Here is an 18,772-nt window from a genome sequence, read left to right as displayed (position 1 = left end):
ATTTATATGTTTTCCCAGTTTAAGTTAAAACGTCTTTTAACAGATTCCCTTAAAAGCGGCTTAACGTCACAGACTTTGATGCCAGGTATCAAGTCACTGACTTTACCTAATTTCACGTTATCCAGTCCACAAGGAATTATCTTCTCAAAACCAATAAGATCACAATCTACATTTAGTGAAAATCCATGTTGAGTAACCCATCTCTTACAACCAATTCCTATGGAACCAACCTTTTTATCTTCACACCAAACTCCTGTTAGGCCATTTATCCTCTTCCCCTCTATTCCCAACAAGTCAAGAACATCAATAAGCACTTGCTCCAATTCTCTTAAATACCAAAATAAATCTTTTTTATAACGACTTAAATTTAAAACCAGGTATCCAACGATTTGCCCAGGCATATGATGCGTGACTTCACCTCCTCTCTCAATAGTAAAAATGGGTAAAGGAGATTTATTTTCTTCGAATAACAAATTATTTTTGTTGCTACCTCTACCTATTGTGTAACAAGAACAATGTTCAAGAAACCATACTGCTTGTGGCGAGAATGGTTCCTTAATAAGGGTTTGCTGAAAATTCTTCTGCCAACCTAACGCAGTCTCAAATGGCACAATATTTTTAGGTTCAAAAAGAAAAGCGGAAGAAGATTGTGCAAGTTGAGGGGTTAGATCTAAGTTGCTATTAGGCCCGGATTCAGGCGAAACAGAATGAAGCTTCTTATTCATGGACGCAATCTTGAATTAACTCCATCACTTCGTGATTACACCAAAACAAAAATTGATAAAGCAACTCACAATTTCCAAGAAATGGTACAAGAAGCTGATGTCCACCTCTCAGTCGCTCGAAATCCTCGCGTGCCACAACAGACAGCTGAGGTGACTGTTTTTGCAAACGGAACAGTAATAAGAGCCCAAGAAAGAAGTGAAAATCTTTATGCAAGCATTGACTTAGTAGCAAATAAACTTGCACGGCAATTACGTAAGTATAAAGAGCGACATAACAGTCACAATGTTCATAGTAATCAGTCAACGAAATCAGTCCAAAACGAAGAAACTCAAAATTTTTCTTCCTCTGATCATTCACTTATTGAAGGTAAAGAAGCACATCTACCTAGCCCAGGAGTAAGACGCAAATATTTTGAGATGAATCCTATGACCATTGAGCAAGCAAGAATACAATTAGACCTAATTGATCATGACTTCTATTTATTTAGAGAGGAAGAAGGCTCAGCTTTGCGAGTGATATACAAGAGAAATCATGGAGGATATGGCGTAATCCAAGAAAAAATTTAATTCTACTAGTCAAATGAATAAAAACACACTGGAAGAAGCACATACCAATATTTCTAATGTGATTTATCAAGCAGTCTTAAATCCTCATTTCGATAAAGAAATGCTTGTTCAAATTTGTGATGCATCAAAGCAACATGGCTTTGCAGGTTTATGCACCAGTCTTTCTCATCTACCAATTGTTCGTGAAAGGTTAGGGAGCAAAAATACTACAAAATTAATAGCAGTAATTGCCTTTCCTTTTGGTTTTATACCAACTTCTAACAAACTCAAAGAAGCCGAGTATGCAATCGAAAAAGGAGCAGAAGAATTAGATTTTGTTCCAAATTATTTTGCATTAAAAGAAGGAAATATCGAACTTTTTGCTGAGGAAATAAATCAAATAAGTGAACTCGGCATCCCAGTAAGAGTAATAATTGATTCAAATGCACTATTAATCTCATCAAAACTTTCGATAGCAATAAATGCTTCAATTGATGGAGGCGCAACTGGAATTCAAATAGGGAATGGTTTTGGACAAGCTGTCACAAAAAATCAAGCCCATCAGGTCTCAGGAATTGTTAAAAATCGCTGCTCAATTAAGGCCGTAGGAGGTATTAAAACTTTTGAACAAGCAATAGAAATAATTGAAGCAGGATCTACATATATTGGAACAAGTTTTGGATTTGAAATTGCCCAAGAACAAAAGAAAAAGGATGAATGAGTTCAACTCAAAGATTAAAAGGACTGTCTTTAAAAGTAGGCCCTCTCGGTGAGAATGACCGGCTTTTAACCGTACTCTCTGAAGAAAATGGAATATCTCGTCTTGCAATACCAGGAGCAAGAAAACCCAAAAGTCGACTTGGAGCAACATCTCCTTTTAATTTTTTAGATTTATATATCGTCGGGAAAAAAAATCTTAGGAGAGTTACACAAATAAAGATTCTGAAGAGTTATGGGAATCTTGGGAAAAGCATCGAAACACTTTCAGCAGCACAAGCAATTTCAGAGCTAATTATGATTATGGTTGGGAATGAAGATCCGCAAAAAGATTTACTTAAACTGGTTTTAATCCATTTAGATAGACTAAATAACTTACATAAAACAGAATTTGATACATTAGAAGCTTTAGCAATAAGCGTTCAATCGTGTATTCATTTATTAGCTTTGGGAGGATATTGCTTGCCACTTCAAAACTGTTGTCATTCAGGCTCTAGGCTAATACCCCCTATTGGGGATTGGAGCTGGAAGTGCAGCTTTATTCCTGAAGAAGGTTTTGCAATTGGAACAATACCTAACGCAATAATTGAGCTGAATCCTTCTGAACTTGCACTACTTCAAAGACTATTACTTGAAAAGCTACCTTTTCATAGTAAAGGAAAATTATTAGGTCCTAAAACAGTCTGGTTAAAATTACTAAAGATTGTTGAGACTTGGATCGAGACACATTTACAAAGAAAAATTACATCTCTTCAAATGATGAGAGAAGTAATAATTAGCAATGATCTAAATACTAAGAAGAAATATATATAATTATTTTTAAACAAACTTTATTTATAAATTATTTAACTATTAACAATAGTTTGAGAAGAAATTTATACTAGCTGCTAGTTTTAAATACCGGTTTTTTAGAGTTTGACCCATATAGCCTGGCTAGGCAAAAAAACACCTTTTTGCGGAAACGTCTGTTATGGGCTTAGTACGACTGAAGAACTTAGAGAAAGAGGATATCAAACAAGTTTTATTCACTTTGACAACCCACGTAGAGAGGGGAATAATAAGACTTCCCTTCTCGCAAACGATCCAGACGTAAGTCTTCCTTATTTAATTAAATCTCAAGTTTATACAATCCCTTCCTTGAATGCTCAAAGAGAGCTTAGAGAATCTCTTTCAAGACTTAAACCTGATTTGGTCCATGCAAGTCTGACTCTTTCTCCATTAGATTTTCGACTTCCGGAGTTATGTCATCAACTTGATTTACCTTTAATCGCAACTTTTCACCCAGCTTTCGATTCAAAGCTTAGAAATCTTACTGCGAATACACAGCAACTTACCTATCAACTTTATGCACCATCATTAGCTAGGTATGACAAAGTAATTGTTTTTTCAGCTTTGCAAGCAGAAGTGCTCGCAAAGCTAGGAGTCAAAGAAAACCGGCTTGATGTAATACCTAATGGAATTGACATAAAAAAATGGAAGCCTCTTAATCACAGTGATTTACAAAATGAGCTTCAACTTGAAATAAGGAAAAAGCTAGGTCATGAGAGAATATTTATCTATATGGGCAGAATAGCCTCTGAAAAGAACGTTGAGGCGTTGCTTCGTGCATGGAGATTTGTCCAGCCAAAAGGATGTCGACTAGTAATAGTAGGAGATGGTCCGTTAAGGCCAACACTTGAAAATCATTCAATCTTCAATAAAGAAGATAATGTTATTTGGTGGGGATACGAAGCTGATCAAAATAAAAGAGTCGCTCTTCTGCAAATCGCTGAGGTGTTTTTACTTCCAAGTCTTGTAGAGGGATTATCTATCGCATTGCTCGAAGCCATGGCAACTGGGACAGCATGCGTGGCGACAGATGCAGGCGCAGATGGAGAAGTGCTTAAAAATGGAGCAGGAATCATACTTAATACTGAGGGAGTTACTTCTCAATTAAGAACTCTGTTACCTGTTTTGCACGAGCAACCAGTACTTACAAGCGAACTAGGTAGACGTGCACGTTTAAGAGTAGAAGAAAAATATACACTTCAACAAAATATTGACTCACTTGAAAATCTATATACAAACGTTCTTATGTCATCTAACTCGAAAACTCTTCAGCCAATTGACGACTCTTCTGAGCTGCCAAAACGACTGCTTCAATTAAAGCAGATCTCAAACCCGCAAGTTCAAGGTGTCGAAGAGCGCTGATTGTAGTCCCTGCAGGAGAAGCAACCATATCTTTCAGTTCAGCAGGATGCAAACTCTTTTCTCTTAGTAGAGATGCTGTACCTGAAAGGGTTTTATGAGCTAATTGATTGGATAAATATCTTGGCAATCCTGAAGCAACAGCACCATCAGCCATTGCTTCAACCACTAAAGCTATATAGGCAGGCCCTGAAGAAGTTAAAGCCAAAAAGGAATCAAGCATTCGCTCCCGTAATTCAAAAATCTCACTAATAGGTTCAAAAATCTTTTTAACTAGTATCTTTTGATCCAAAGTTATCTCATCCTCCCAAGACAACCCAGTAAGGCCCTCCCCCACGAGGGAAGGGGTATTTGGGACAGCTCTTACACATGTGTGCCCAGGGAAAGATTTCTTAAGACTTTTCAATGTTATTCCAGCTAAAACTGAAATCAACAATGGTTTAGGAAACTGATCATTCGATTGGAACGAAGAGTCATATTCTTTGATTTTGCCAAATTGTTGAGGTTTCACAGCCAATATTTTCAAAGGGGCATTCCATACCTCTCTAGACAAAGAATCTTCACTCGATACTACTTTTACTCCTTTTGGAAGATCATTCGATGCAGGTGCAATACTTGACCTACTGCCAACAATTCCAAAAACATGCTCAGACTTGTATTCACCTCTTTGAATAAGAGGTGAAACAATGGCTTTAGCCATACTTCCAAGACCAATTATTCCAATTGAAATTTCCAATCTATTTTTTTATCAAAGAGCTGTAGCGACTGTCTCCCCCCAAGCAGGCGCTGGCGCAGGAGAGGACTCCTTAGAAATTAAATCAGCTCCTTTATTAGTCATACTTGAAGGAGAAGCTTCCTCTTGAAATGAATTAGTTACAGTTACGCAAGAAGGTGCAAAAAGGAAAATACTTTCTCCAACTCTTTCTTGATGTCCATCAATAGCAAACGTTCCACCTGCGACAAAATCAACAGCTCTTTGAGCTTGATCAGGCTCCATCATTGTCAGATTCAAAATAACTGTTTTACGCTCACGCAAAGCCTGGATCACTCTCGGCATTTCATCAAAACTACGTGGCTCCATCAAACTCACTTCAGAATCATTTGTAGATATACCAGGCATCCCAATCACATTGGAAGAAGTAAATCCACTCCTGCCATCAAAGGGATTGGGCTGAGAAATGGTTGCCATCTCTCCATTTCCTTCTTTGTTAGCTCTATTGAAATTTTCAAAATCATCACTTGTTTCGTAATCGAGATCATCAAAATCACTATCTAAAAAGTCATCACCAGCAACGACAGCACGAAGGCGGGAAATAAGCGACACCAGTTAATCCTCTCGGAATAATTTGTTTAATAGTTGGATAAGCCAACAATCGATGCATCTTCAACAACATTGAAGGATGAACCATATACTTAGATAACGTTACTTAACCTCAGGGGCAAGCTTTTTTATTAGTTTTTTCATATCTTCAGAAATTAACTTAAGTTTGACGTTTACCAAATAGAATTGATCCTAAACGAATCCAAGTGGCACCACCTTCAATAGCCTCTTGCCAATCATTGCTCATCCCCATTGAACAATCCTTTAATCCGAGTTGATTTGCAAGATTTCTACATTCACAAAATAAATCTTTTCTTTGATACGAATTAATTGCCAGAGGTGGGATTGTCATTAGGCCAATTAAATGAATATTCTCCAAAGCAAAAATTTTGGACCAACTTTGCAAAAGATCTTGTTTTGAAAATCCACCTTTTTTTGGATCATCCAGAAATTTTACTTGTAAAAAAATATTTGGAATTTTTTGCTCTTCTAGTGAAATCCTAGAAATTCGTTCTAGCAAAGGCAAAGAATCAACTGAATGAATAAAATCAAATTCTTTAATCACTCCTCGAACTTTATTTTTCTGCAATGTACCCACGAAATGCCATCGGAGTTGCGTTAAATCATTCAGGTCGTTTTTTTTTAGAACAGCCTCTTGTAAACGACTTTCTCCAAAATCCAACTGACCATGAGCAGAAAGTTTACGTATAGATTCTTGAGTATGGCCCTTGCTTACTGCAAGTAAATTAACCCCTGAGGGTAAAGAATCTTTTATTAATTTTAATTTATTAGAGTAAGTCAAAATCAAATCACATAAAAGTTTGATTAAATAATTCCAGCCAAACAGCAATGTCAGACAATTTATCTCTTTTACATTTAGATAAATGCATTTCGGAATAATGCCTAGCATCCATATATGGAATGACTTCAAAGGCTGCTCCACGAGGTTGCGAAGTAACTAAAAAGAATATTTTCTGTGCATATAAAGTTGCATATACATCTCTACCATTAGTTGCCGGTGACACTAGATATAGCATTCCAAAAGTTGGATGATTTAGATAGCGTTCAGCGTTCAAATCTTGATTTTTTTAATTAAGACGTACCATACTGAAAACGTAAGATAATAGCTATCATAAACAAAATAATTGAAGCGAAATTAATCCACAAATATCTAGAATTAATAACAATGCAAGGTCGTAATTGTTGAGATGATAGCCAAAGCCCCTCTCGTGACATTAAAGAATCAGCCCCCTGTTCTGCCCTAAGCAAGATATTTGACAACAGTCTTTCCCCTAAAGAGATAAACAAACCTAATGTACTTTTAAGTCCTAATTTTCTAAAATCAATTGCCCTAACACCAACTGAACGAAAGAGGTTTTGAAGTTCTTCTTGAACTAAAGGTAAAAACCGTAAAGCCAAAAGCAGTTGAAATGACAATTTTTCCAAAGGGAATCCCAATACATTTAGAGGGGCAAAAAACCACCTTATTGCCCAAACAAGATCTTCTGGAGGGGTTGTAATTAACATCAAATTCACACTATGAATAACAGTAAAAATAAGTGTCGAAGTTTTAACACCTAATTCTGCGGAGCGTCGATCAACGATTAAGGGTCCTAATGAAACACCTCCGATGTCAAATGGCCCCAACCTGAAAATCTCCCATGATTGAGTTATTATAATTGCTCCTGGTATTTCATCCGGTGATCTTATAGGCAATTCACTTGATGCATCACTCGTAGGTAAAACAATCGATAAGCATCCAATAATCAAGGAAAATACTAATAAAACCACTAAAGATCTCCACCAAACACGTGGAGGCAAGAAACTTAGAAATGTAATTAATAAAAGAACACAAGCTGTAGAGAGTCTCCATATGGAGTTTGCCAGAACTGGGGTTAACAAAAACAAAAGGATCCATGAGAGCTTGATTCGAGGATCAATACAACGAAGCCAACTTGATTTCCCAGAGACATATTGACCTATCGGAATCTTTTTTAGCCAGTCCATAGATAATTACTAATTTCAGGTCCCTTTCTGTTGGCGTGCCAAATCTTTTTCAACATCACGTTGCTGCTTTCCTCTCCAAAACAATTTTATAGGAGTCCCTTCAAAGCCAAGTCCCTCTCTAATTTGTCTCTCAATATATCTTCGATAAGTTTCCCCAAACAATTTAGGTTCATTTACAAAAAGAGTAAAGCTTGGTGGATTCATAGCTACTTGAGTACCGTAATAAAGACGCCCCTGCCTCCCACCTCTCGTAGTAGGAGGACTTCTCCATTTCAATGCATCATTGAGTACTTCGTTAACAACCGATGTACTTACCCTTCTTCTGTTCTGATCAACTGCCAAAGTAGCCAATGAAAAAATACCTTCTACTCTTTGTCCCGTAATCGCTGAAGTGAAAATCATTTCAGCCCAATCAAGAAAATATAGCTTTGAACGAATGTTTTTTTCCATTGCAGACATGGTATGACTATCTTTTTCTACGGCATCCCATTTATTCACAACAATCAAACAGGCTCTTCCTTCCTGTTCAATTCTACCTGCAAGTCTTTGATCTTGTTCTGTGACGCCATCTAAAGCATCTATAACCAATACACAAACATCACTTCTTTCTATAGCCTTAAAGCTACGATTAATGCCAAAAAATTCAGGACCATAATCAACACTTCTACGTCTACGTATCCCCGCCGTATCAACTAATTTCCATTGCTTACCCTGATGAGTAATTCTAGTGTCAATCGTATCTCGAGTCGTACCCCTGATTGAACTAACAATTGCTCTTGTCTCTCCACAAATAGAATTAAGAAGACTGGACTTTCCTACATTTGGTCTCCCAATAATGGCCAATTGAACAGGGGCTTCGATAACTTCATCTAAGTCTTTAGGGGGAAACAAATTGACCACATGGTCAAGCAGATCGCCTGTACCCACTCCATGTATAGCTGAAACAGGATATGGCTCGCCAAGGCCAAGTTTCCAGAATTCAGCTGCCATTGCTAAACCTTGTTCAGGAGATTCACATTTGTTTACTACCACTAGTGTTTTGCAAGAATGAGACCTCAAAAATTCAGCAATAGATTCATCCGCTGTAGTAACTCCGTCCTGGCCATCAACAATTACTAATGCAACTACAGCTTCTTCAAGTGCAAGATTAGCTTGCTCTCTTATTTCAGGAAGGAACTCACTATCGTCATCGAAAACCAATCCACCGGTATCTACAACTTTAAAATCTCTATCTCTCCAAAATCCATCTTGATAAGTTCTATCTCTAGTTACCCCTGGTTCATCATGAACAATGGCTTGTCTACTCTGACATAAGCGATTTACCAATGTAGATTTACCAACATTTGGGCGTCCAATTATTGCGACTATAGGTAGCGCCAAATTCCTCTACCTTTCATAAGATTATTTAACCTTTATAGGTCAAAATTAAGATTAATTCTTCATACTACAAGTATAAGCAATGAGTTCGATTTCAAAATGAGATTTAGCAATCAATCTTCCCTGAAAAGACTGACCTCAAAAAAAAAGGATTCGTCAAATACAAAACCTTTAACAGCAATCCTTCTGGCTTTGATAGCTTTTCTGCAAATCCCAATTTCCTTAAAAGCATCATTAAGTATTTTTTGCTTATTTTCAGAAACTAGCAATACAACTAAAACTTTATTTGTTTGCAATAACTGAAACACATCTAAATCTACTTTGCAGATGAAAGTGTTACCTCCGATTTTTTTATCAGGGAATGGGACTTCCAGATCTTTAGAATGCCCAATTATTCAGTCCCCACTCGCTGGCGTAAGCGATCAAATATTCAGAAAATTTGTTCGCAGATGGTCTCCAAAAGCTTTGCTTTTTACAGAGATGGTGAATGCTAAAAGTCTTGAATTAGGTCATGGAGAAGAGAAAGTAATTGAGCTTTCAAAAGAAAGTGGACCAATTGGTGTTCAACTTTTTGACCATCGGCCAAATTCAATGATAGATGCTGCAATAAAAGCAGAATTATCCGGTGCATTCCTCATAGACATCAACATGGGTTGCCCAGTAAAAAAAATTGCCCGAAAGGGAGGCGGAAGTGCTCTATTGAAAGAACCAGAACTTGCTCAAGAAATCGTCAAAAAAGTTTCTCAAGCCATATCAATCCCTTTAACAGTAAAAATAAGATTGGGATGGTGTGAAACTACCAGTGATCCAATATCTTTTGCACTAGGACTACAGGACGCTGGGGCGCAACTAATAACTGTTCATGGGCGGACGAGAAGGCAAGGTTTTTCTGGGAGTGCAAACTGGGAATCTATTTCAAAAATCAAAAAGTCATTAGATATACCTGTCATCGCAAATGGTGATATAAAAAGCTCTCAGGATGCTATTAAATGTCTTGAAATAACCAATGCAGATGGCTTGATGATAGGGAGGGCGAGTATGGGTGCCCCATGGCTGGTTGGACAAATTGATGAAGAGCTTAAACATCAAAAGGCTTTTAGAACACCTGATGCAAAAATGAAAATCAATTTATCTTTAGAGCACCTCAAATTACTCGTTGCAAAAAAAGGTAATCATGGACTTTTAATTGCTAGAAAACACATGAACTGGACTTGCAGAGGATTTCAAGGCGCCTCTGCTCTTCGCCATAAATTAGTTAGAGCAAACACACCAAAAGATGCAATAAAGCTACTTGAAGACGAACTTATTAAATTCAACTAAAAATTCTTAAGGCATTGTCAAAGGCCAACTTTGCCGGATCAACAGTAAAGAAAAATATGGCCTAGTTCCTGATGGTAGATCAGATGCCCTACGAATTTGTTGATCTGAAAATCCTACTCTCTCTGCAAATATGGCCTTTTTTATAAGATCAAGTTCTTCAAGCAAGGGTTTGACCCATTCCCATTTTTTTCCAAGTTTGAGCAAAACAACTATCCTCTTCTTTGAGGCTGCATCAGACAACATAACCTTTAGCTCCTCATATGAATCTGGAACGGGTAATACAAGTAATTGTTCCTCCTGAAAAGCAAGTGGTAATTTACTTTTTGCGGCAGCAGCCGCAAAAGACGTCACACCTGGGATTAATTTGACAAGACACTCTGGATGATGTTTTTCGAACTCCTTTGAAAGATATGAACCTGTCGAGAAAAGAGAAATGTCGCCTTGAGCAAGGAAAACGACTCTTTCACCTTTCTCAACCATCTTCATTAATTCATTTCCCGCCACTTGCCATGCACTTTTTAAAATATTATTATCCTCAACCATGGGAAAATGTAAAGGTAATTTTTTTTTATCTTTGGTTATCCATTTTGAAGCAATTTTTTCAGCAAGACTTTCTCCTCCCCTTGTAGAGACAGGATAAGAAACAACTGTTGATTTTTGAATGGCATCAACTGCGGCCAAAGTTACTAAAGAAGGATCACCTGGTCCTAAGCCAGTAATAGTCAAAATTTTCATCAATTGGGTTGGTTCTGTCTACTTAAAAGAGATAATTAACTATGCATTCTTGGCTGAGGATGCATTTCCAATAAAGCATCAGATTCAACCTTAGCTAATTCTTCTAACCTGGATGTAAGAATATTTCTATCAAAACGTTCATTTGCCAACTTCCAATAAATTCCAAAATGCCTGGCTTCGCTTTTTAGTAAGTCGTTATATAAATTACGAAGTTCAATGTCAGGAGAATGTATAGACAATAATTTCATTCTTTCATGACTCCTCGCCTCAATAAGTCCGGCAACTAGAAAGCTATCCAACATTCGTAATGGTTCATCTTTACAAATATTTTTTGCCAGAATTGCTCCATATGGAGGTGAGGCTAATTTTTGAAGTTTTTTCCCACGTGCATTCAAAATAGACAAAACTCTCTCAAAATGTTCAAGCTCCTCTCTCGCTAATGGGCTTAGGATTTCTGAAAGCCCAGGCTCACTTACATAACGAAACATAAGTTGCAGTGCTACTCCGGCAGCCTTCCTTTCACAATGTGCATGATCCAAAAGTATTTCCATTGGATTAGAAATAGCAAGATTTATCCAGTCGTCAGAAGTTTTATCTATTAGCCAGCGAATCTTTGATGACCCAACAACATGAGATTCTGAATAATCCATATTCTCCTCAGACTCTTTTTAAATAAGTAACTATCCCTTGCAAAGCAAGTTGATAACTATTTGCTCCAAAACCACAAACCAAACCTAAGGCTTTATCTGAAAGGAATGATTTATGGCGAAATTCTTCCCTAGAATAGATATTACTTAGATGTATCTCCACGTAAGGGATAGCGACTCCTAATAAAGCATCTCTAAGAGCAATAGAAGTATGTGTATAAGCGCCTGCATTAATTAATATTCCGTCAATAGAACCAACACTGTTTTGAATGCAATTAATCATTTCGCCTTCTGAATTACTCTGAAAGAATTTGAGATTTGCATGAAGTTCACTAGCTAAAATAAACAACTCTTTTTGAATGTCTTCCAAAGTTTGTGAGCCATATATAGAAGGTTCTCTTTTCCCAACAAGATTCAAATTCGGACCATTAATTAGCAAAAGATCCATATTCCTTATAAATCAAACATCTTTCATGATCGTATCTATTACAACCTCAAAGGACCAACAAATTCGAGAAAAGTGGCACCATTTACTGTTAATCTCATCAAGTGGATCGGGTCGGTGCCCGAGTGGTTAATGGGGGCGGACTGTAAATCCGCTGGCTACGCCTACGTTGGTTCAAATCCAACCCGGCCCATCTTTCCACAAGCCCTTGTAGCTCAGCGGTAGAGCACTCCCTTGGTAAGGGAGAGGTCTCGGGTTCAAGTCCCGACGAGGGCACTCAAGACCCTCTACCGAAAGCACCTAAGTAGAGATCAAGAGACCTCACGGGGTCTCTTTTTTAATACCAAGTCGTTGCGATCAGAGGGAAATTCTGAACGAAGACCATTAGGAAATATCAACATACCCCCCCAAATCAAAAATCAAAGTTCCATAAAAGTTCCCTACAAAAATCCAAAAGCTCCCTACGAGAAATAACCCACTTGGCCTACTTATCAAATATAGTGCATTTGTTCTAGCGTGATCCCCGTTGCTAAGCCAAGTGAAAGAAGATCCAAGTGAGCAGGGCTCTTCTTTTGCATTTTTCATCAAGGGGAACTATGACATAGTCGAAGAGGGTAAGAGTAATTTCTCCCGTAGAAGCATTAAAAAATCCATAGGAGTGGGAATATTTCACGGATCTAGAACTAATGAAGTCCGGAGAAGATTCTATTTGTATTACGCGTGAGCAATTCACTTACACCCGTGACAAATAATGCACGACTCTTTTGACTTGTTCCATTCACCAAAAACTAATTCCTCAAAGTGAGCATCTAACCAAGAGATGTAGAAACTGGCCAAGAAAGAGAGTTATAGATATTGATTCATGCGCTGAAGTTGCCTAGATGGTCAAAATGTAATTTTTTCCATTAAAGAAGGGGGCAAGATTTTGGCTGCCCCCTTTAAGTTCAGCACTTGTTTATCCGTGTGAACAATCCATTCTCTTTCCTAACCACTTCCCTGACCTACGGGAAGACAAGTGCTAAAAATGCAATCCAATTCTAATCAAACCTAATTATTGGAACATGAGACAAAACACCTGTTTTCGTTCTTGTTAAAACAAACTGCCTTGAGAATCATCACCACGATCAATTCCATCAGGATGAACTGCTCTTGCATATTGATCTGAGTAAGCACAGTTCTTGCAACTCGCATGAGGTTGTGGGATTTGGTGCTGATTCATGAGGGCAACCATTGCATCAATCTCTTCTTCTATCCAACTCATATCCCAGTTGTAAGGAATTAGATACTCATCAAAGTTCATTGTTTTGTGGAATCCGTCTTCATCTCTTTTGGCATTGCAGACCAAGAAGTAAGCAGTCGGATGAACTTCAAAACCCATTCCTAAAAGCAGATAGGAATAGAAATCCATTTGGGTTTTGTATCCCTGATGGTATGGGTCATCTAGATACTCTCTTTTATCAACCAGTCCACTCTTTGCTTGAGATTTGTAGTCAACAACTATCAATTGATTGGTTCGAGTGTCTTGCCAAATATCGTCTACTCCTCCCGTCAAAATAATGTTTGTGTCCTTGTGCCGAAGCATCAATCCATGGTGAAGTGAGTCCCTCCACTTATCCATCTGAGGATGATCAAAAGGAACGACATGACCTAAACCATTAGGAGCAAAAAGTCTGTGTGGAATCTGCCGATGTCTGCACTCATCAAACTCTTTTTTGAGTAAACGGTCAGTGGTTTCATTGAGAGTCCAACCGGGTGTTCCGGGTGGGTCTAAACCTTTGACACGATTGAGATAAAAGCATCTAGGGCAGGAAAGAAAATCAGAGAATTTACCTCTACTTATTTTGAAGTCTTCTTGTTGATGAGGTGAATAGATCGATGATGATTTCACTCTGCATCCAGTTGCTTTCACAAATCCTTTTTTGTTTCTTTTTAGATCAATCATCGTTCAACCATTGCACGCCAGTTCTTTAATCTATTTTTTTTTGAAACCTAAAGGCTGGATTGCTTTCTCATCAAAAGTTACTTCATCACCATCCTCATCTTTGAAGATAATTTTGAAGACACCTTAGTAAGCATAACAATAGTTAGTCATATCAATCATCCCTCCAAGTGGATGATTCTTTGCAGGAGTCTTCGTATCTCAGTCCCCAATAATCTGCGATCTCCTCATAAGTGAACCAAGAAGATCCTTCTATCCATTTAAATCCCAAGGATTTACATAGACCATATTCATGACTGATCACACCATCATTGGTTCCTTAGAACCAAGTTCTTCAATGTATTCTTCTGCCGAATCACTATCTCTTATCTCCATATGTGATCTCTTCATTTACGTAATCAATATCAAAATAAAGCTTAGACTTAATGCCTGAGATAGTTGCTGAAATCAGATTGTGCTTGCACATACTCCAGCGAGCATTGGATCTACATTACATAGAACTGGAAATTGAGTATTTCACTTGATCGCATAAAACGGTATCAACCGCTACAATTTTAGAACGTTCGTTTTCCCCAGGGAAATGCATGTTCAGGTAACAGGGAACGGGGTTACCTCTACCGAGAAACGTGATGAATCACCTTCCTTTAATCAGAAAAAGCCTTTGCAGGAAAAACTCACTCCACAACGCTGAGATATTTCTTTCTTCCAGGCCAAGTCATTCAAGTTCAACCGAATTAAACATTCGGCTGCTCAAGCAAAAGGCAAAAAGAAAAGCAATACATCAGTCAGAATTGAATCTTGCTTCCAAGTGCAGTTCCAACTCCTCCAGCTTGAATAGCCACTTAGCCAGAAAAAAAGAGCAAGAGAGAAGATTGCATTCAGCGCAAATCATCTCGACGATTAAATAACCTTTACTTATAAGAAGCATCAATTCTCATAATCATAATACTGTGAGTTTTTACTCACAGTATTATCTGTTTTTCTTTATATTTGTTTTATATTTCATTTCTATCATGACTCCTGAAGCAGAAAAGTTCAACGGTTGGGCAGCAATGCTTGGTTTCGTTGCAGCCTTTGGTGCATATGCCACGACAGGTCAAATCATTCCTGGAATTTTCTAAGTGGAACTCAATCCATTTAAACCATATCAACAATTTTTTCAAAACCTTTTGAAAAGATCTAACAAAAGTTCTTAGCGGTCTGGTTAAGAACTTTTTTTTTATCAATTATAATTTTGTTTAAAACTACTACTTCAATTTCTTCATCAATCTAACAGGGAGTCAGAATTGATAACTTCAAACGCTTTATATGAAATTGGAATAGAAAAATTTTGAGAATTTCCCTAGATAAGGTAGCCAAATGTAACAAAAATATTCTTCCGCGACAATTATCAACTCTGTCTTTATGGCTTTTAATTTAAGCTCGAAGTTGAAGATGATGAATCTAACTTAAAATTAAGTAGTTGAATTATTGATGACAAATATTATTAATACAAAAATGATATTAAGTTCCAGCTCAAGACTTGATAGGCACAAAAAAACCGCCAGTTCTGAAAAGGCGGTTTTTTCACGAGATCAGACGCAAGTGTGTCCTTGTTTCCACTGCAGAGGATCTCAACTCCTCACAATATAAACATAAACAAATCTGTACATACTTCATTAACAAGCAGTAAAGTTTTTCAACTGTCACAGATCAAAAGAATTCAAAAAGTCGCACCTTAATAAAGACAGTAGGCTTTATGTAACAAGCTGAACACCAGGAAGAGAATATTATGTTTATGTTGAGTTTGTGGCAAATACTACAAAAAACGTTCAACTCATCAAATGGTGAGCCGCAGTTTGACTCAAGCCAAGGAACGGGGACTTGAGCATATTTCGGAGAAAAAAAATGTCTTTAACCTATAGAGGTCTTAAGTACAGCCAGCAAAAAGCAGTTATAGAAAAGCAGCATGTTCAACTTACTTATAGAGGTAAGTCTTACCAAAGCTAGAAATAATTGCTGTATCTATAGCCCTTATTTTTAAGGGCTTTTTTTTATAAAATAAAAAATTACTTGATAATATTAGATCTTCTAGTTAAATATAAATTTATCATTGCTAAAGAAAAAATTATCAAAAAAGATACTATGAAAAGAACAAGATAATTTCCAGAAATTATATCTAATTCGCCATTTAAAATTTTTTGCAAGAAATTTGTTAATCCTATATCCTTAATTTTTCTTGCTGCAAAGCCACTAGCTACAAAAGGTGCATCTGAGATTATTATACTAAAAATCAAAGCAGGCATAAACCTTTTCCATGTTATTTTTGTTAGTCCTATTGCATAGCAAACGAAATCAAAGAAGCCAGACATTAATAGAGCTGTCATAAGGAAATAATTCCTTTCCAGGTAATCTTGACTAATACTTTCAACCCTCCTCATTTGCCTAGAACCAAGTAATCTGCCAATGTGATTTCTTCCTAATTTCCTGGCCAATAAAAATGATATTGAACAAGATATAAAATCTGCAAAAAATATAATAAATAAGCCCTGTATAAAGCCGAACTGAAAGCCAGCAGCGACAGAAAATATTGTTCCAGGTAAAACTGGTATTATTATACTAATGGATCTTAAGATAAATAATAAGAATACTAATATTAGGCTAAAAAAATTATTCGATTTTAAGCCACTGACAATATCATAAAAGAAATCAATGATTAAATTAACATCAAAAAGAATAATAGTAATACTTAAAAAAAAACAATCAAAAATAATTTTACGTTCCTAAATTTTTTATTACTGATTAACTTATTAGTCATAAATATTTTTAAGTTAAATCTAATTCTATCTCAAAATCATAGTAATCAAATTTTTCTATAATGCTGTGAAAAGCACTAATTCTTTTCAAACTTTAAGCTGCACATTGTATTAGCCTCTGTTAAAGGCATTTCTCCAGAGTTCCATTTCTCGTATACACATGTATAAAAAGGTTCATTCAAACTACTTAAATCATTCTTTTGATCTATTAATTCTCTTAGATATTTAGCTTTCGCCCTAAGGTATTCTTTTTTATACAACCAGTACATCACTTCGGCAACCCCTATAAAAGCCAATGTAAATGCAAAAACAACAAACAAATGATTAATCAATCTTTCACTTCTGGGAATTAATATTTTAGGCTCAATACACAAAAAAAGTAACTCGTAAAGAATACTCAAAATACTTTCGTTATTATTTACTAAAAATAGTGATCACTATCTTTCATAGTTCTGATTACTAGTCTTATAAATCGCCAGAGTAAGAGAAATCCCATAGTTGATAGTAGAAGTAAAAAACTGGGTTAAAATGCTTATGAGGTTATCTTCTTAAACCTTAAACTCAATTAATGATTTAATTTGTTAGAAGAAATAGTAATTGTAAAAAGCAATGTCATTAGAAAATTCCGTTCTTAATCAACTACAAGATCTAGTTTTATCTGGCAAAACAAGACATGAGAAATGGAGAAGGGAGCAGCTTCACGCTTTATCAAATTTATTGGAAAATCATCAGCAAGAAATTTTAAATGCTTTACATCAGGATTTAGGAAAGCCCTCTACAGAAGCGTTCTTTGAAATTGTTGCTGTCAAACAAGAAATAAAATTGGCGCAGAAAAATTTATCCAATTGGATGAAAGCTAAAAAAATAAATGTTCCTGTTTCTCTTCAACCTGCTCAAGCTTTGGTCCAGCCAGATCCATTGGGCTGCATTTTGATAATTGGTCCATGGAATTATCCTTTTTCCCTTACTATTCAACCATTGGTTGGAGCTTTAGCCGCTGGGAACACTGCTGTTTTAAAGCCATCAGAGCATGCACCTAATGTTTCAGCTCTAATAAAGAGACTCGTAGCAAAATATTTTCCACAAGAGATTGTACAAGTTGTTGAGGGAGATGGAAATATAGCTGCTGATTTAATAACTCAAAAATTTGATCACATCTTTTTTACAGGTGGAGAATCTATAGGGAAAAAAGTGATGGAAGCTGCCTCAAAAAACTTAACGCCAGTAACTCTAGAGCTTGGGGGCAAAAGCCCAGCTGTTGTTATAAATGGAGCGAACCTAGAAGTAACTGCAAAGAGAATTATATGGGGAAAGAGTCTAAACGCTGGTCAAACATGTATTGCTCCGGATCATTTACTTGTTGAGCATAAACTTTTTAATAGCTTAATTTCTAATTTAAAAAATTCGATTAATGATTTTTACGGAAACATGCCTATAAACTCAAAACATCTTGGGAGCATTATCAATCAAAACCAATTTAATAGACTTAACAATCTACTAAAGGAAGCTAAAAAGAATAACCAGATAATCCATGGAGGAGAAAGCAATGAAAAAGAAAAAAGAATTAGCCCTACTCTGATCAAAATCGAGAGCAGAAATGATCCACTAATGAAGGAGGAACTTTTTGGCCCATTGCTACCTATTTTGTGTATTAAAAATCTCGACCAGGCTATTTCAGACTTCAAGTTATTGCCTAAACCCCTCGCTCTATATCTTTTTGGAGGGGATGATAAAGAACAGAGAAAAATCCTTTCAATGACAACTTCCGGCGGTGTTTGTATTAATGATGTTGTTTTACAGGCAGGTATACCAGAACTTCCATTTGGAGGAGTCGGAACAAGTGGCATGGGGAAATACCATGGTAAATCCGGGTTTGACAATTTTACTCATTACAAATCAGTTCTAAAAAGACCTTTTTGGCTAGATCTAAATTTCAGATATCCTCCGTATAAGTTAGATTTATCTTTACTTAATAAATTAATCGGTTAAAATAAATTTAATTACTTTAAGA

Annotated in this window: 23 protein-coding genes and 2 tRNA genes; 10 read left to right on the top strand and 15 right to left on the bottom strand. The window is 36.6% G+C overall.

Features of this window, described 5'->3' with window-relative positions:
• Nucleotides 1-2: 2 nt before the first annotated feature.
• Entirely contained in the window at nt 3-725 is a 723-nt protein-coding gene (lipB, locus tag AC6EIZ_RS10230) for a lipoyl(octanoyl) transferase LipB (RefSeq protein ID WP_498510984.1), read from the bottom strand.
• Here lipB and hpf point away from each other — a divergent pair.
• The 4 genes from hpf to AC6EIZ_RS10210 all read left to right on the top strand — a co-directional run bounded on the left by hpf (nt 708) and on the right by AC6EIZ_RS10210 (nt 4,178).
• Nucleotides 708-1,292 carry a ribosome hibernation-promoting factor, HPF/YfiA family gene (gene hpf, locus AC6EIZ_RS10225; protein WP_498510982.1) on the top strand — a complete coding sequence of 195 codons (585 nt, stop codon included), beginning with the start codon at nt 708-710 and terminating at the stop codon, nt 1,290-1,292. The genes lipB and hpf overlap by 18 nt on opposite strands.
• Nucleotides 1,293-1,305: 13 nt before the next feature.
• The gene (gene deoC / locus AC6EIZ_RS10220) at nt 1,306-1,992 is read left to right on the top strand and encodes a deoxyribose-phosphate aldolase (protein WP_498510980.1); all 687 of its coding nucleotides are present in this window, start codon (nt 1,306-1,308) and stop codon (nt 1,990-1,992) included.
• A complete protein-coding gene (recO, locus tag AC6EIZ_RS10215) occupies nt 1,989-2,801 on the top strand; it encodes a DNA repair protein RecO (RefSeq protein WP_498510979.1) in 813 nt (270 codons plus the stop codon). The genes deoC and recO overlap by 4 nt, the downstream gene beginning before the upstream one ends.
• A gap of 102 nt (nt 2,802-2,903) precedes the next feature.
• On the top strand, nt 2,904-4,178 hold the full coding sequence (locus AC6EIZ_RS10210) for a glycosyltransferase family 4 protein (RefSeq protein WP_498510978.1): 1,275 nt from the start codon (nt 2,904-2,906) through the stop codon (nt 4,176-4,178).
• Here AC6EIZ_RS10210 and proC read toward each other — a convergent pair.
• The 7 genes from proC to AC6EIZ_RS10175 form a co-directional block, all read right to left on the bottom strand.
• Nucleotides 4,069-4,911, bottom strand: a complete 843-nt coding sequence (gene proC / locus AC6EIZ_RS10205) for a pyrroline-5-carboxylate reductase (RefSeq protein ID WP_498510977.1) — start codon at nt 4,909-4,911, stop codon at nt 4,069-4,071. The genes AC6EIZ_RS10210 and proC overlap by 110 nt on opposite strands.
• A 12-nt stretch (nt 4,912-4,923) precedes the next feature.
• Nucleotides 4,924-5,499 carry a cell division protein SepF gene (locus AC6EIZ_RS10200; protein ID WP_498510975.1) on the bottom strand — a complete coding sequence of 192 codons (576 nt, stop codon included), beginning with the start codon at nt 5,497-5,499 and terminating at the stop codon, nt 4,924-4,926.
• 157 nt (nt 5,500-5,656) lie between these two features.
• Complete coding sequence (locus tag AC6EIZ_RS10195) at nt 5,657-6,304, bottom strand: YggS family pyridoxal phosphate-dependent enzyme (protein WP_498510974.1); 648 nt, start codon at nt 6,302-6,304, stop codon at nt 5,657-5,659.
• A 1-nt stretch (nt 6,305) separates the two neighbouring features.
• Entirely contained in the window at nt 6,306-6,572 is a 267-nt protein-coding gene (locus tag AC6EIZ_RS10190; RefSeq protein ID WP_498510973.1) for a PipX family protein, read from the bottom strand.
• 16 nt (nt 6,573-6,588) lie between these two features.
• On the bottom strand, nt 6,589-7,503 hold the full coding sequence (locus AC6EIZ_RS10185; protein WP_498510971.1) for an energy-coupling factor transporter transmembrane component T family protein: 915 nt from the start codon (nt 7,501-7,503) through the stop codon (nt 6,589-6,591).
• 15 nt (nt 7,504-7,518) lie between these two features.
• On the bottom strand, nt 7,519-8,883 hold the full coding sequence (gene der, locus AC6EIZ_RS10180; protein WP_498510969.1) for a ribosome biogenesis GTPase Der: 1,365 nt from the start codon (nt 8,881-8,883) through the stop codon (nt 7,519-7,521).
• A 110-nt stretch (nt 8,884-8,993) separates the two neighbouring features.
• Nucleotides 8,994-9,188, bottom strand: a complete 195-nt coding sequence (locus tag AC6EIZ_RS10175; protein WP_498510967.1) for a hypothetical protein — start codon at nt 9,186-9,188, stop codon at nt 8,994-8,996.
• A gap of 19 nt (nt 9,189-9,207) precedes the next feature.
• Here AC6EIZ_RS10175 and dusB point away from each other — a divergent pair, with 19 nt between their 5' ends.
• Nucleotides 9,208-10,200: a tRNA dihydrouridine synthase DusB gene (dusB, locus tag AC6EIZ_RS10170; protein ID WP_498510965.1), complete on the top strand. Its 993-nt coding sequence runs from the start codon at nt 9,208-9,210 to the stop codon at nt 10,198-10,200.
• 6 nt (nt 10,201-10,206) lie between these two features.
• On the opposite strand, the gene cobI is transcribed toward dusB, so the two are convergent.
• The 3 genes from cobI to aroQ are packed head-to-tail and all read right to left on the bottom strand — an operon-like array spanning nt 10,207 to nt 12,030.
• The gene (gene cobI, locus AC6EIZ_RS10165; RefSeq protein WP_498510963.1) at nt 10,207-10,935 is read right to left on the bottom strand and encodes a precorrin-2 C(20)-methyltransferase; all 729 of its coding nucleotides are present in this window, start codon (nt 10,933-10,935) and stop codon (nt 10,207-10,209) included.
• A gap of 35 nt (nt 10,936-10,970) precedes the next feature.
• The gene (locus AC6EIZ_RS10160; RefSeq protein WP_498510961.1) at nt 10,971-11,585 is read right to left on the bottom strand and encodes a MiaE family protein; all 615 of its coding nucleotides are present in this window, start codon (nt 11,583-11,585) and stop codon (nt 10,971-10,973) included.
• 7 nt (nt 11,586-11,592) lie between these two features.
• Nucleotides 11,593-12,030: a type II 3-dehydroquinate dehydratase gene (aroQ, locus tag AC6EIZ_RS10155; protein ID WP_498510959.1), complete on the bottom strand. Its 438-nt coding sequence runs from the start codon at nt 12,028-12,030 to the stop codon at nt 11,593-11,595.
• Between the two features lie 108 nt (nt 12,031-12,138).
• On the opposite strand from aroQ, the gene AC6EIZ_RS10150 reads away from it, so the two are divergent.
• Both AC6EIZ_RS10150 and AC6EIZ_RS10145 read left to right on the top strand, forming a co-directional pair.
• Nucleotides 12,139-12,220, top strand: a tRNA-Tyr gene (locus AC6EIZ_RS10150).
• An 11-nt stretch (nt 12,221-12,231) separates the two neighbouring features.
• Nucleotides 12,232-12,303, top strand: a tRNA-Thr gene (locus AC6EIZ_RS10145).
• A 108-nt stretch (nt 12,304-12,411) separates the two neighbouring features.
• Here the strand turns inward: AC6EIZ_RS10145 and AC6EIZ_RS10140 are convergent.
• On the bottom strand, nt 12,412-12,612 hold the full coding sequence (locus tag AC6EIZ_RS10140) for a hypothetical protein (RefSeq protein WP_498510958.1): 201 nt from the start codon (nt 12,610-12,612) through the stop codon (nt 12,412-12,414).
• Between the two features lie 505 nt (nt 12,613-13,117).
• Nucleotides 13,118-13,969, bottom strand: coding sequence for a PD-(D/E)XK nuclease family protein (locus tag AC6EIZ_RS10135; RefSeq protein WP_498510956.1), 852 nt, complete (start codon nt 13,967-13,969; stop codon nt 13,118-13,120).
• A 1,010-nt stretch (nt 13,970-14,979) separates the two neighbouring features.
• Here AC6EIZ_RS10135 and AC6EIZ_RS10130 point away from each other — a divergent pair.
• Together AC6EIZ_RS10130 and AC6EIZ_RS10125 are read left to right on the top strand one after the other, a co-directional pair.
• Nucleotides 14,980-15,087 carry a high light inducible protein gene (locus tag AC6EIZ_RS10130; protein WP_011125327.1) on the top strand — a complete coding sequence of 36 codons (108 nt, stop codon included), beginning with the start codon at nt 14,980-14,982 and terminating at the stop codon, nt 15,085-15,087.
• Nucleotides 15,088-15,853: 766 nt separating this feature from the next.
• Nucleotides 15,854-15,955: a DUF4278 domain-containing protein gene (locus AC6EIZ_RS10125; RefSeq protein ID WP_498510954.1), complete on the top strand. Its 102-nt coding sequence runs from the start codon at nt 15,854-15,856 to the stop codon at nt 15,953-15,955.
• A gap of 59 nt (nt 15,956-16,014) precedes the next feature.
• Here AC6EIZ_RS10125 and AC6EIZ_RS10120 read toward each other — a convergent pair whose 3' ends face one another.
• Nucleotides 16,015-16,500, bottom strand: coding sequence for a VTT domain-containing protein (locus AC6EIZ_RS10120; RefSeq protein ID WP_498513268.1), 486 nt, complete (start codon nt 16,498-16,500; stop codon nt 16,015-16,017).
• A gap of 338 nt (nt 16,501-16,838) precedes the next feature.
• Nucleotides 16,839-17,162, bottom strand: coding sequence for a hypothetical protein (locus AC6EIZ_RS10115; RefSeq protein ID WP_498510952.1), 324 nt, complete (start codon nt 17,160-17,162; stop codon nt 16,839-16,841).
• Between the two features lie 208 nt (nt 17,163-17,370).
• Here AC6EIZ_RS10115 and AC6EIZ_RS10110 point away from each other — a divergent pair, with 208 nt between their 5' ends.
• Nucleotides 17,371-18,750, top strand: coding sequence for an aldehyde dehydrogenase family protein (locus AC6EIZ_RS10110; protein ID WP_498510950.1), 1,380 nt, complete (start codon nt 17,371-17,373; stop codon nt 18,748-18,750).
• Nucleotides 18,751-18,772: the final 22 nt, after the last annotated feature.

This window comes from Prochlorococcus sp. G4PB16 (assembly GCF_059772465.1).
This window is presented reverse-complemented; position numbering and strand designations above follow the sequence as displayed.